This is a genomic window from Variovorax sp. W2I14 (assembly GCF_050435205.1).
Lineage (GTDB): Bacteria > Pseudomonadota > Gammaproteobacteria > Burkholderiales > Burkholderiaceae_C > Variovorax > Variovorax paradoxus_C.
This window is the reverse complement of record NZ_JBNDJX010000001.1, coordinates 7,096,235-7,110,448: the sequence shown is the minus strand read 5'-3', so window position 1 is coordinate 7,110,448 and position 14,214 is coordinate 7,096,235. Positions and strand designations below refer to the sequence as shown.

Below are 14,214 nucleotides of genomic sequence, written 5' to 3'. Positions count from 1 at the left end.
CCTTCGCCGCGACGGATGCGCGGATCGGCCTTCATGCTGAACTTCAGCGCGCCCGCGCCGGGCCGGTCAAGGGCGTCCCTGCGTGTCGGATGCGGACGCGCCCCAGCCCGCCCGCGATGAGGCCGGCTAGCGGCGCTTGGGAGCCTGTCCGGCCGGAGCTGCCGCAGGTGCCGGTGCAGCGGCGGTGGCCGACGGATCGCGCCAGCCGTATTCGACATAGCGGCGGATCACGAGACAGCCCGGCGGCGAATCGATCAGTGACACCGACGAGGTCGGCTCCCTGGGATCGGTGTAGACCGCGTAGATGGGCAGCAGGCGCGTCATCTGGTAGTCCTTGAGTTCCTGCTCGGCGACGCTCTGGCAGGTGAAGGGCGCCACCGAGATGCGCTCGGCCGACACGGTGCAGCTGCCGCCGTCGCCGGGAATCGCGGTGATCGAAGCCGCCACCCCGGCGTTCGGGTATTGGATACCGACCAGCGAGAACATCGGGCCGTCGTCGGGACGCTTGCGGTCCCAGTCGAGCAGCACGTCGTGGCCGCGGCTGCCCTGCACGGTGAGCGTCGCGAGCCGCGTGATGGCGGGCAGGCAGCGCTTGATGCCCACGCTGGTGGCGGCGCGCGTGAGCGTGTCCTGCGGCGCTGCGGCCGGTGCCTGGGGGACCAGCACGCCTTGTGCGAGCGCAGTGCCGGCAATGGCCCACGCAGCCACGGTTGTCGCAATGGACAGCAGCCGCGCGGATCGTTGTGTTGCAGCAGTCTTCATCCGGGGTCTCCTCTCACGTGTGCTCACGTGTAAAGGCTCTCGATGGCGGCGGTGTAGATGCGCACGTTCTCCTCGCCCTCGGGATCGAGCCTGGCGACGAGTTGGCGTGCGCGCTCACGGTAGGCCGGCAGGTTGGCGTCGTGCGTGGCAAAGGCCTCCTGCAGCGCGCGGCCGCCCTCCTCGCAGTCGAAGTCGTGGTAGCGGTAGCCGCAGTCGCCGATGAGGTGCGAGTTGTGGATCAGCGGATAGCCACCATAGAGCGCCTCGTAGTAGAGGTAGTTCTGCGCGTTCTCCCAGTGGTGCGCGAAGACGGCATCGACGTTGCCCGGCAGCACCTGGTACAGCGGAAAGCGACCCTCGAAGGTCGCCAGCCCGTGCTGCACGATGTTCAGGCTCTGCGCGAAGCCGACGAACAGCGGTTTTTCCTTGAGATGGAAGCTGTTGTAGACCCACACCCGCTCGAGCAGCCGCGGCTGCGCACGGTGCGCCGCCTCGCAGCCGAGCATGGGAATGAAGCTGGTCTTCACCATGCAGATGTTGGGCTCGAAGATGGCAACGCGCCAGTGCTTGCGGCCAGGCACGTAGTCGAAGCCCTTGTCCTTGTCGTCGCCTTCGGCACGCGCCATGGCTTTTTCCAGAACCATCGGGCTCCAGAGGTGCGGCATCAGCCGCACCGGCGCGCGGAAGGTGCTCGCGAAGTACGGCTTGCACGACACCTCGTACTCCGGCAGCGTCCAGACCTCGTCGTAGGGCGCGCCCGAGACCAGCATGCCGTGCGGCTTGTTGAAGATCATGCGTTCGATGTCGATCACGTAGTCGTTGCCCACGCGCATCGAGACGATCTTGCCGCCGCGCGCCTTGAACGCCACCGACCACTCGCGCGCCAGCTGAGCGCTCATCTCGATCATGAGATCGAGCTCCTGCGCGGCGGTGGCCATGTCGATGATCGGCACGGGCGAATCGGCCAGGAAGTTGGTGGCGTCCGCCGGGCCGCCGTCGCCGCCGCCCGCCACCAGCACGGTGCTGCCCACGCGCGGCGAGCGCATCAGGAGCATCACGAGAAACAGGCAGTTCTGGTAGACGCCGTTTTCCCAGAGGCTCTGCTCGCCCTTGCGGATGAAGATGGAAACGCCGACGCGGAGCTTCGCGGGCATCGCAGCGGCGGGTGAAGAGGTGTTCTGCGCTTCGCTCATGCGGCCTTCCTCACGCCATCGGCACGGAATGCGGGGTCGCCGCCCACGAGGTGCAGCAGCCGCTGCGCGTAGCCGTCGATGTTCGCCTGATGCAGTGGATCGATCGCATCGAACATGCGCTGGCTGCGGGCGCGGTAGTCGTCCAGTTGGGCGTCGTGCCCGCGCACCGCCTGCAGCAGCTGATCGGTGCCGGCGGCGATGTCGAAATCGGGGTAGTAATAACCGGCATCGCGCAGCCAGGGCGAGTTGTGCACCAGCGGGTAGTTGCCGTAGAGCGCGTCGAGATAGCTGTAGTTCTGATCGTTCTGCCACTGGTGCGACACCACCGCATCGGCAAACTGCACCATGAACCCCGCGAAGTCGTGCCGCCCGTGGAAGATGGCCTTGTGCTGTCGCACGATGTCCAGCGAGTTGGCCATGTAGAGCATCGTCGCGTGCTCCTTCAGGTGCAGGGTGTTGAGCACCTGCATCGAAGTGACGGCGTTCGGGTCGATGCGGTAGGCGCCGTCGCAGATCAGCATGGGCACGCTGCTGGACTTCACCACCGAGATGTTGGGCTCGAAGATCGCCACGCGGAAGCCGGGTTGCTCGGCGGTGCGCGGCGTGTAGCCGAAGCGATAGCCCGACGCTTCGACCTCGGCCACGCGCTGCTCCAGGAACTGCGGCGACCAGAGGTACGGGACCTCGTGCACCGGGCAGCGGTGCAGGGTGCGCATCATCGGTGCGAAGACGCCGTCCTTGGGCAGCAGCCAGACCTCGTCGCAGCGGTCGGGCTTGCTGAAGTGGCCCTTGTCGCTGAACACGATCGGCTCGGCCAGTGCCACGAAGGGTTGCCCCACACAGTGGAAGACGGCGCGCCCGCCGCAGGCGCGGAAATAGGAGAGCCATTGCACGTCGAGCGCACCGGCCATCTCGATGACCACGTCCAGCGCATCGGTCAGCTCGCGGGCGCGTCCGAAGGCCAGTCCCATGGCGGACAAGTCGACTTGAGGCGGCATGGCCTGCTGATCGCCCGCATCGACCAGCGTGACGGACTCGACGAAGTCGATGCGTTGCAGCAGCCGGGCGAGAAACAGGACGTTCTGCCCCATCCCGTTTTCCCAGATGTTCTGCCCCGCGTGGGTGAGGACTGAAATACCAATGCGCATGGGGGTGAGTGTGTACCAAAAAAAATGGCTCCCGCACCATCGGTGCAGGAGCCACGTTGCCGAGGCAACGCTGATTCAGTGGCTTATTTCCACTTCCAACCGATGCCGGCGTTCACGCCCCACTCCTTGCCGGTGGTCGACAGACCCGCGCCCCAGGACATCTTGCCGTCGTCCGACAGGGCCTTGAAGGTCAGCGCCACGGCGCTGTAGCCCTTGTAGTTGCCGAAGCCCACGCCCACGGTCTTCTCACCCGGGTAGAGCGTCGGCAGGTACGTGCCCGACATCGCAAAGGCCATCGCCGAGCCCGAGTAGGCGATGCGCGCCACCTCGCCGACCTGGCCCTGCACCTGGTTCAGCTGCTGCACGTTGACCGCATCGCCCGGCAGGATGCCTGGCGCCACGTTCGAGATGCGCGTGCCGCCCGGCGCCTGGCCGCCACCCAGCGTGATCTGGTTGTAGTTGACCGAGCCGTCCGGGTTGGTCGCGTACTGCACGCTGCTGGCCTTGGCTGCGGTCGATGCGGCCCTCAACTGTGCGACGTTGGTCGCATCGCTGTCGGCCGAGCCTGCCGCCACACCAGTGATCTGGCGGAACTGGCCATTGGCCGCGTCGCCCACGGACACTGCAGCTTGGGTGCTGGTCGTGGCCCTGATGGCTGCTTCCTGCTGCGCATTGGCGCTGCCGGGGATGTAGCCGACCATGCCGGCTGCGGTCGTCGCCTTGGACCCCGCGCCCAGCGCCACGCCACCGCTCTGTGTGACCACCGCGCCGAAGCCGATGGCCGTGCCTTGGGAAACGTTCTGCGCCTGGCTCAATGCAGTGCCGCCGGCGTCAGCCTTGTCACCAAACGCTGCACCACCGTTGCCTGCACGGGAATCCGCACCGAACGCCTGTGAACCCGTCGCCAATGCTCCGGCACCGATCGCGATGGCGTTGGCGCCGACAGCCTGGGCGCCAGAACCGATCGCGATAGCGTTGGTTTGGGTGGCTTGTGCGCCGAAGCCGATCGCAACGGTGCCGCTGGCCGTCGCCTTCGCGCTGTTGCCGGCTGCGAAAGAGTTGTCGCCGCTGGCCACCGACTGCGGGCCGATCGCCACGGCTTCCTGGCCGCTGGCCACCGCGTCAGCAGCGGTCGACTTGGCGTGGAAGTACTTGGTGCCGCCGTTGTAGATGCTGCTGACCGACGTGCTCAGGCTGCTGATGCCGCTGGTGGCAGTGCTCAGGCCCGAGGAAGTCGAGGTCGACAGGCTCGCCAGGCCGCTGGTCGCGCCGCCGACGCTGGTGGACAGGCTGGACAGGTTGCTGTCCGTCGTGCTCAGGCCGGTCGACAGGCTGTTGATGCTGCTCGTCGCAGTGCTCAGGCCGCTCGACGTGGACGTCGACAGGCTGTTGACGTTGCTGTTCGTCGTGCTCAGGCCCGTCGACAGGCTGCCGACGCTGCTGGTCACGGTGCTCAGACCGGTCGACAGGCTGCCGATGCTGCTGGTCGCAGTGCTCAGGCCGCTCGACGTGGAGGTCGAGAGGCTGTCGACACTGCTGGTGACCGTGCTCAGGCCAGACGATGTCGAAGTCGAAAGGCTGTTGATGCTGCTCGTCGCAGTGCTCAGGCCGGACGATGTCGAGGTCGAAAGGCTGTTGATGCTGCTGGTGGCAGTGCTCAGGCCCGACGAAGTCGAAGTCGACAGACTGTTGACGTTGCTGTTGGTCGTGCTCAGGCCGCTCGACAGGCTCGAGATGCCGCTGGTGGCGGTGCTCAGGCCCGTGGAGAGGCTGGTGATGCCGCTGGTGGCAGTGCTCAGACCGATGGACAGGCTGCCAATGCCGCTGGAAGCCGTGCTCAGGCCGGTCGACAGACTGCCGATGCTGCTCGTCGCAGTGCTCAGGCCGCTCGAAGTGGACGTCGAGAGGCTGCTCACGGTGCTGTCGGTCGTGCTCAGGCCGGTGGACAGGCTCGTGATGCCGCTGGTGGCGGTACTCAAGCCGCTGGACGTGGAAGTCGACAGGCTGTCAATGCTGCTCACTGCAGTGCTCAGACCAGACGACGTGGAGGTCGACAGGCTGCTCACGTTGCTGTTGGTCGTGCTCAGACCGGTAGACAAGCTCGATATGCCGCTGGTCGCGGTACTCAAGCCGCTCGACGTCGAAGTCGACAAGCTGTCGATGCTGCTGGTGGCAGTGCTCAGACCCGACGATGTTGAGGTCGACAAGCTGCTGATGCTGCTCGTCGCTGTGCTCAGACCCGACGAGGTCGAAGTCGACAGGCTGTCGATGCTGCTCGTGGCAGTGCTCAAGCCGGACGACGTGGAAGTCGACAGGCTGTCAATGCTGCTCGTGGCGGTGCTGAGACCCGACGATGTGGAGGTCGACAGGCTGCTGATGCTGCTGGTGGCCGTGCTCAAGCCGCTGGACGTCGAGGTCGACAGGCTGCTCACGTTGCTGTTCGTCGTGCTCAGGCCGGTAGACAGGCTCGAGATGCCGCTGGTGGCGGTGCTCAGGCCCGACGATGTGGAGGTCGACAGGCTGTCGATGCTGCTGGTGGCAGTGCTCAGACCAGAGGAGGTCGAGGTCGACAAGCTGCCGATGCTGCTTGTAGCTGTGCTCAAGCCGCTCGAAGTCGATGTCGACAGGCTGTCGATACTGCTCGTCGCGGTGCTCAGGCCGGACGATGTTGAGGTCGACAGGCTGGAGATGCTGCTGGTTGCAGTGCTCAAGCCAGACGACGTCGAGGTCGACAGGCTGTCGATGCTGCTCGTCGCAGTGCTCAGGCCACTCGAAGTGGACGTCGACAAGCTGCCAACAGTGCTGTTGGTTGTGCTCAGGCCAGTAGACAGGCTGGAGATACCACTGGTCGCAGTGCTCAGGCCCGACGAGGTCGAGGTGGACAGGCTGTCGATGCTGCTGGTAGCGGTGCTCAAGCCGCTCGAAGTGGACGTCGACAAGCTGCTGACGTTGCTGTTGGTCGTGCTCAGGCCAGTAGACAGGCTGGAGATACCACTGGTCGCAGTGCTCAGGCCCGACGATGTCGAAGTCGACAGGCTGTCGATGCTGCTGGTGGCAGTGCTCAAACCGGACGACGTTGAAGTCGACAGGCTGCTGATGCTGCTGGTCGCCGTGCTCAGACCAGACGACGTCGAAGTAGACAGGCTGGAGATACCGCTGGTCGCCGTGCTCAGACCACTCGAAGTCGAGGTCGACAGGCTGTCGATGCTGCTCGTCGCGGTACTCAGACCCGACGATGTGGAGGTCGACAGGCTGGAGATGCTGCTGGTTGCGGTGCTCAAGCCGGATGATGTCGACGTCGACAAGCTGCCAATGCTGCTCGTGGCAGTGCTCAGGCCGGATGACGTCGAGGTCGACAGGCTGGAGATACCGCTGATCGCCGTACTCAGCCCGCTCGAAGTCGAGGTCGACAGGCTATCGATGCTGCTGGTCGCAGTGCTCAGGCCCGAGGAGGTCGAAGTCGACAAGCTGCCGATGCTGCTCGTGGCGGTGCTCAGGCCAGACGACGTCGAAGTCGACAAGCTACTGACGTTACTGTTGGTTGTGCTCAGGCCAGTAGACAGGCTGGAGATACCGCTGGTCGCCGTGCTCAAGCCAGACGACGTCGAGGTAGACAAGCTGTCGATGCTGCTGGTCGCAGTGCTCAAACCAGACGACGTCGAAGTCGACAAGCTGTCGATGCTGCTCGTCGCTGTGCTCAGACCCGACGACGTGGAGGTCGACAGGCTGCCGATGCTGCTCGTTGCAGTGCTCAATCCGCTTGAAGTAGACGTCGACAGGCTGCCAATGCTGCTCGTCGCGGTGCTCAGGCCAGACGACGTCGAGGTTGACAAGCTGCTGATGCTGCTGGTCGCAGTGCTCAGACCAGAGGAGGTCGAAGTCGACAAGCTGCCGATGCTGCTGGTTGCAGTGCTCAAACCCGACGACGTGGAGGTCGACAGGCTGCTGATGCTGCTGGTGGCAGTGCTCAAACCGGACGACGTTGAAGTCGACAGGCTGCTGATGCTGCTCGTGGCAGTGCTCAAACCGGACGACGTTGAAGTCGACAGGCTGCTGATGCTGCTCGTGGCAGTGCTCAAACCGGACGACGTTGAAGTCGACAGGCTGCTGATGCTGCTGGTCGCCGTGCTCAGACCAGACGACGTCGAAGTAGACAGGCTGGAGATACCGCTGGTCGCCGTGCTCAGACCACTCGAAGTCGAGGTCGACAGGCTGTCGATGCTGCTCGTCGCGGTACTCAGACCCGACGATGTGGAGGTCGACAGGCTGGAGATGCTGCTGGTTGCGGTGCTCAAGCCGGATGATGTCGACGTCGACAAGCCTGCCAATGCTGCTCGTGGCAGTGCTCAGGCCGGATGACGTCGAGGTCGACAGGCTGGAGATACCGCTGATCGCCGTACTCAGCCCGCTCGAAGTCGAGGTCGACAGGCTATCGATGCTGCTGGTCGCAGTGCTCAGGCCCGAGGAGGTCGAAGTCGACAAGCTGCCGATGCTGCTCGTGGCGGTGCTCAGGCCAGACGACGTCGAAGTCGACAAGCTACTGACGTTACTGTTGGTTGTGCTCAGGCCAGTAGACAGGCTGGAGATACCGCTGGTCGCCGTGCTCAAGCCAGACGACGTCGAGGTAGACAAGCTGTCGATGCTGCTGGTCGCAGTGCTCAAACCAGACGACGTCGAAGTCGACAAGCTGTCGATGCTGCTCGTCGCTGTGCTCAGACCCGACGACGTGGAGGTCGACAGGCTGCCGATGCTGCTCGTTGCAGTGCTCAATCCGCTTGAAGTAGACGTCGACAGGCTGCCAATGCTGCTCGTCGCGGTGCTCAGGCCAGACGACGTCGAGGTTGACAAGCTGCTGATGCTGCTGGTCGCAGTGCTCAGACCAGAGGAGGTCGAAGTCGACAAGCTGCCGATGCTGCTGGTTGCAGTGCTCAAACCCGACGACGTGGAGGTCGACAGGCTGCTGATGCTGCTGGTGGCAGTGCTAAGACCGGACGACGTCGAGGTCGACAGGCTGCCGATGCTGCTCGTTGCAGTGCTCAATCCGCTTGAAGTAGACGTCGACAGGCTGCCAATGCTGCTCGTCGCGGTGCTCAGGCCAGACGACGTCGAGGTTGACAAGCTGCTGATGCTGCTGGTCGCAGTGCTCAGACCGCTCGAAGTCGAGGTCGACAGGCTATCGATGCTGCTCGTCGCGGTACTCAGACCCGACGATGTGGAGGTCGACAGGCTGGAGATGCTGCTGGTTGCGGTGCTCAAGCCGGATGATGTCGACGTCGACAAGCTGCCAATGCTGCTCGTGGCAGTGCTCAGGCCGGATGACGTCGAGGTCGACAGGCTGGAGATACCGCTGATCGCCGTACTCAGCCCGCTCGAAGTCGAGGTCGACAGGCTATCGATGCTGCTGGTCGCAGTGCTCAGGCCCGAGGAGGTCGAAGTCGACAAGCTGCCGATGCTGCTCGTGGCGGTGCTCAGGCCAGACGACGTCGAAGTCGACAAGCTACTGACGTTACTGTTGGTTGTGCTCAGGCCAGTAGACAGGCTGGAGATACCGCTGGTCGCCGTGCTCAGGCCCGACGATGTGGAGGTCGACAGACTACCGATGCTGCTGGTCGCTGTGCTCAAGCCAGACGACGTCGAGGTAGACAAGCTGTCGATGCTGCTGGTCGCAGTGCTCAAACCAGACGACGTCGAAGTCGACAAGCTGTCGATGCTGCTCGTCGCTGTGCTCAATCCGCTTGAAGTAGACGTCGACAGGCTGCCAATGCTGCTCGTCGCGGTGCTCAGGCCAGACGACGTCGAGGTTGACAAGCTGCTGATGCTGCTGGTCGCAGTGCTCAGACCGCTCGAAGTCGAGGTCGACAGGCTATCGATGCTGCTCGTCGCGGTACTCAGACCCGACGATGTGGAGGTCGACAGGCTGGAGATGCTGCTGGTTGCGGTGCTCAAGCCGGATGATGTCGACGTCGACAAGCTGCCAATGCTGCTCGTGGCAGTGCTCAGGCCGGATGACGTCGAGGTCGACAGGCTGGAGATACCGCTGGTCGCCGTACTCAGGCCACTCGAAGTCGAGGTGGACAGGCTGTCGATGCTGCTCGTGGCTGTGCTCAAGCCGCTCGAAGTAGACGTCGACAGACTGCTGATACCGCTGGTCGCCGTGCTCAGGCCGGATGACGTGGAAGTCGACAGGCTATCGATGCTGCTGGTCGCGGTGCTCAAGCCGGACGACGTCGACGTCGACAAGCTGCCAATGCTGCTCGTGGCAGTGCTCAAGCCGCTCGAGGTCGAGGTCGACAAGCTGCTGACGTTGCTGTTCGTCGTGCTCAGGCCAGTAGACAGACTCGATATGCCGCTGGTTGCAGTGCTCAAGCCGGACGATGTCGACGTCGACAAGCTGCCAATGCTGCTTGTCGCGGTGCTCAGGCCGGACGACGTCGAGGTCGACAGGCTACCGATGCTGCTCGTGGCAGTGCTCAAGCCGGACGACGTCGAAGTCGACAGGCTGGAGATGCCGCTGGTGGCCGTGCTCAGACCGCTCGAAGTCGAGGTCGACAGGCTATCGATGCTGCTTGTAGCCGTGCTCAAGCCGCTCGAAGTAGACGTCGACAGGCTGCCAATACTGCTCGTTGCAGTGCTCAGGCCAGACGACGTGGAAGTCGACAGGCTGCTGATGCTGCTAGTGGCAGTGCTCAGGCCGGAAGACGTCGAGGTCGAAAGGCTGCCAATGCTGCTCGTTGCAGTGCTCAAGCCAGACGACGTGGAAGTCGACAGGCTGCTGATGCTGCTGGTCGCCGTGCTCAGACCGCTCGAAGTCGAGGTCGACAGGCTGCCCACGCTGCTGTTCGTCGTGCTCAACCCCGAGGACAGCGAAGTGGCAACACCCTTCAGTTGGTCCACGATGACCACATCGGAACCGTCGCTGCCAGCACTGGCACCGGTGATCTGCCGGTTGCCAACGTTCACTTCACCCGACGAACTCTGTTTGCTGGTTAGCCCGAACGCGTCGTAATTGGTCTGGGCCGCCGCAGTCCTGCTGGCAACCGAACCCGCCCCCAGCGCCACGCTGTTGTCGCTGTTCGCGATCGCGCCCTGGCCGATCGCCACGCTGTTGGCCCCGATGGCCTGGCTGTCCGCGCCGGTGCTGTTGGCGTGGAAGTATTTCGTGCCGGTGTTGTAGATCGAGCTGACCGACGAACTGAGCGTGCCCAGGTTGCTGTTGGTCGTGCTCAGGCCCGTCGACAAGCTGCCGATGCCGCTGACGGAAGAGCTCAAGCCCGTCGAGAGGCTGCTCACGCTGCTGTTGGTCGTGCTCAAGCCGGTGGACAGGCTCGATATTCCGCTGGTGGCGGTGCTCAGGCCACTCGACGTCGAGGTCGAGAGGCTGTCGATGCTGCTGGTCGCGGTGCTCAAGCCGGACGATGTGGAGGTCGAGAGGCTGTTGATGCCGCTTGAGGTGGACGTCGACAGGCTGCTGATACTGCTCGTCGCGGTGCTCAAGCCAGACGACGTCGAAGTAGACAAGCTGCCGATGCCGCTCGTCGCAGTGCTCAAGCCAGAAGACGTCGAGGTCGACAGACTGCCGATGCTGCTGGTCGCAGTGCTCAGACCAGAAGACGTGGAAGTCGACAGGCTGGAGATACTGCTCGTGGCCGTGCTCAAGCCACTCGAAGTCGAAGTCGAGAGGCTGCTGATGCCGCTCGAAGTGGACGTCGAAAGGCTGCCAATGCTGCTCGTTGCGGTGCTAAGTCCCGACGACGTGGAAGTCGACAAGCTACCGATGCTGCTGGTTGCAGTACTCAGGCCGGACGACGTCGAAGTCGACAGACTGCTGATGCTGCTCGTCGCAGTGCTCAAGCCAGACGATGTGGAAGTCGAGAGGCTGCTGATGCCGCTTGAGGTGGACGTCGACAGGCTGCTAATGCCGCTCGTCGCGGTGCTCAAGCCAGACGATGTCGAAGTCGACAGGCTACCGATGCTGCTGGTCGCCGTGCTCAGACCAGAAGACGTCGAGGTCGACAGGCTGGAGATGCTGCTGGTTGCAGTGCTCAGACCCGACGACGTGGAGGTCGAGAGGCTGCTGATGCCGCTTGAGGTGGACGTAGACAGGCTGCTGATGCTGCTGGTCGCGGTGCTCAGACCAGAAGACGTGGAAGTCGACAGGCTGGAGATGCTGCTCGTGGCCGTGCTCAAGCCGCTCGAAGTCGAGGTCGAAAGGCTGCTGATGCGGCTCGTCGCAGTGCTCAGGCCAGACGATGTAGAAGTCGAGAGGCTGCTGATGCCGCTCGAAGTGGACGTCGAAAGGCTGCCAATGCTGCTCGTTGCGGTGCTCAGACCCGACGACGTGGAAGTCGACAAGCTACCGATGCTGCTGGTTGCAGTACTCAGGCCAGACGACGTCGACGTCGACAGGCTGCTGATGCTGCTGGTAGCCGTGCTCAGACCAGAGGAAGTCGAAGTCGACAGGCTGCGAATACTGCTGGTCGCAGTGCTGAGGCCAGACGACGTGGAAGTCGACAGGCTGCTGATGCCGCTCGAGGTAGATGTCGAGAGGCTGTTGATGCTGCTCGTGGCCGTGCTCAACCCGCTCGATGTCGAGGTCGACAGACTCGTGATGCTGGTCGAGAGGGTGGTGTTGCTGGTGCTCAATTGCGCCACGGTCACCGCGTCCTGCTGTGCCGAGCCATCGGCCAGATTGGTGATGCGTCGCGTCGGCGTGGCGCCGGAAGCCCCCACCGAGACTTCCGACGCCGGAGCTGCCGTGCCGGTCATGAAGCCGGCGCCGGTCGGCGAAGTCGCGGCGGTGGTCGAGCCCGAACCCAGCGCCACCGAGTTGTCGGTCCGCACCAGTGCTCCAGCGCCCAGGGCGACGGCGTTCACGCCCGTGCCTTGAGCCCCCTGCCCCACCGCGATGGCACCCGACTGGGTCGCATTGGCGTTGGTGCCGAAGGCGATCGCGCTGGTATTGCTGGCGTTGGCCTGGTCGCCCATTGCGACGCTGCGCAAGCCCGATGCCTTGCTCTGGTTGCCCACCGCCACCGCGGCGAAATTCGACGCGACGTTGCCGACGCCCAATGCCAGCGAATTGCCGCCGCTGGCGTTGGCCGCATTGCCGAATGCGGAGCTCGAACCACCAGTGGCCCTGGCGGTGACGCCAATCGCCGTGTCCTGTGTTCCCGATGCCAACGCGCCGTTGCCGAGGGCCGTTGCGTCGGTGTTGGCCGCGTTGGCGTTGACGCCGATTGCCGTACTGGTCCCGACACTCGCCCTCGCCCCGTTGCCGATGGCGGTGATGCCGCTGCCGCTGCCGGATGCATTGGCACCATCACCAATTGCCAGGGCAAAAATGCCATTGACGACCGCACCGCGGCCGACCGCGATGCCCGAGGTGGCCGTCGCGGCCACCGAAGACTGTCCACCGATCGCGATTGAATCTTTCGCCGCAGCGGACGCGCTCGCGGTGGCGTTGCCCCCCACCGCTACTGCGCCATCGGCGCTTGCATTTGCAAAGTTGCCCACCGCGGTGCTGGAGTTCCCGCTCGACGTCGTTGCTGTGCCGATCGCGACGCTATCTACTTTGCTTGCCGTCGCGGCATAGCCGAACGCAAGAGACCTGGTGCCTGCGGCATTCGCGATCGCTCCGAATGCAACGGACGCACCGGCCGTGGCTTTGGCGCCATTGCCGAAAGCCATCGCAGGCGACGTTCCATCAGTGCCGACGGCAAGCGAACCGACGCCGAAAGCAACGTCGTTCACGCCAACCGCATTGGCGTTCTGCCCAAGGGCCATCGCCGAGCCGCCGCTCGTCCGGGCATTGGTGCCGATGGCGAGCGTATTGCTGCCACTGGCCAAACTGTTCAGCCCTAAAGCCATCGCCCCCGAGCCCGCAGTGGCGTTGGCATTCTGGCCAATGGCAACACCCGACGACGCTGTGGCCGTCACGATGGATTCAGCGCCAATGGCAACCGAATTGGCGGCAAGTGCCCTGGCCGAAGCCGTCCCGTTGGCGCCGATCGCTGTCGCACCGATGCCATTGGCATTAGCTCCCGCACCCACTGCTGTTGCGAAGTTTGCATTTGCAACGGCGTCCGCCCCAAAGGCAGAGGAGTTCGCGCCAGCCGCCTTCGTGGTGTTGGTGCCCACGGCCACGGCGTTCAGGCCGCTCGCTACAACTTGACCACCAATAGCTACGGAATCCTGGCCTGACGCGTTGGCGCCGGTTCCGATCGCCAAGGAATCGCCCGAAGTCGTCGTGGCCGAATAGGCCTTGGCGCCGGCGCCAATGGCAATCGCAGTACCGGCACTGATCGCGGCGGCATTTGCGCCATTGCCAATAGCGACGTTGTTTGTCGAAGCAGCTATCGAGTTGAAGCCGACAGCCACGCTGCCTTGACCGGCAGCGTTGGCTTGCAGCCCCGAAGCCGTCGCCCATTTGGCAGCCGATGCAGCAAAACCCACTGCGGTGCCGCCGTCGCCGGTGACATTGGTGTACGTCCCGAAGTTCGTGACACCTAAGAAGTTGTTGCCTCGCGCATAACAGCCCGCGACCACCGAGAAATTTCCGCTTCCATCGGAGGGCGCCACGGCGGTGTAGCTGGTGACACCATCCGGCCCTGTTCCCACCGAGCCGGTTGCCCCGCAGACCGAGCCCCCAGGCGTCCCACCGGTTCCCAGGCCAATCGTGCTGGCATGAACACTTGGTGCGGAACCGACCACAAACGCCAGCATCGCAGCCGCAAAGACACTCTGGAAATTGAATCTAGCGAACACCGGGCCGTCAACGACGGCGTTGGATGCGTGCCCTGCTTTAGAGGCCTTGCCCCGCGCCTTGGTGATTTCGGCGGCGGCGACCCAAGCCCCAAGGGCTTCGTTCCAGATACTTCTAAATGACTTGTTCATGTGCTTTGGGCTCGTGGCGAATGGCCGATACGGATCGCTCGAAAGAGCAACGGTTGTCAGCGGACGACCACCGCTCGTTGCTCAATCAGTCAGGCGCAACGTGCGCCAGCGTTTACAGGAATGCTGGAATGTACGCAGTCATTTACATTCCTGAGGCAGTGCGACAGGACCAAAAAAACATAGGGATGATTTAGTTCACAAAATCTAACGATCGGTGT

The 14,214-nt window shown here is 63.8% G+C and carries 5 protein-coding genes and 2 pseudogenes; 1 reads left to right on the top strand and 6 read right to left on the bottom strand.

Annotated elements, in window-relative coordinates; translation table 11 throughout:
* Positions 1–126 precede the first annotated feature (126 nt).
* The 4 genes from QF040_RS33010 to QF040_RS32995 form a co-directional block, all read right to left on the bottom strand.
* Entirely contained in the window at positions 127–762 is a 636-nt protein-coding gene (locus QF040_RS33010) for a hypothetical protein (protein WP_429614411.1), read from the bottom strand.
* 23 nt (positions 763–785) lie between these two features.
* Entirely contained in the window at positions 786–1,955 is a 1,170-nt protein-coding gene (locus tag QF040_RS33005; protein WP_429614410.1) for a DUF2827 domain-containing protein, read from the bottom strand.
* Positions 1,952–3,103, bottom strand: coding sequence for a DUF2827 domain-containing protein (locus QF040_RS33000; protein WP_429614409.1), 1,152 nt, complete (start codon positions 3,101–3,103; stop codon positions 1,952–1,954). The genes QF040_RS33005 and QF040_RS33000 overlap by 4 nt, the downstream gene beginning before the upstream one ends.
* Before the next feature lie 83 nt (positions 3,104–3,186).
* On the bottom strand, positions 3,187–3,804 hold the full coding sequence (locus QF040_RS32995) for a YadA-like family protein (RefSeq protein ID WP_429614727.1): 618 nt from the start codon (positions 3,802–3,804) through the stop codon (positions 3,187–3,189).
* 55 nt (positions 3,805–3,859) lie between these two features.
* Here QF040_RS32995 and QF040_RS32990 point away from each other — a divergent pair, with 55 nt between their 5' ends.
* Positions 3,860–4,273 (top strand): hypothetical protein, encoded by a 414-nt coding sequence (locus tag QF040_RS32990; protein WP_429614408.1) that lies wholly within the window; start codon positions 3,860–3,862, stop codon positions 4,271–4,273.
* 2 nt (positions 4,274–4,275) lie between these two features.
* On the opposite strand, the pseudogene QF040_RS32985 reads toward QF040_RS32990, so the two are convergent.
* Positions 4,276–11,974, bottom strand: a pseudogene (locus QF040_RS32985) (ESPR-type extended signal peptide-containing protein); the annotation flags it as partial.
* Positions 11,975–12,025: 51 nt separating this feature from the next.
* A pseudogene (locus QF040_RS32980) lies at positions 12,026–13,996 on the bottom strand (ESPR-type extended signal peptide-containing protein); the annotation flags it as partial.
* Positions 13,997–14,214 lie beyond the last annotated feature (218 nt).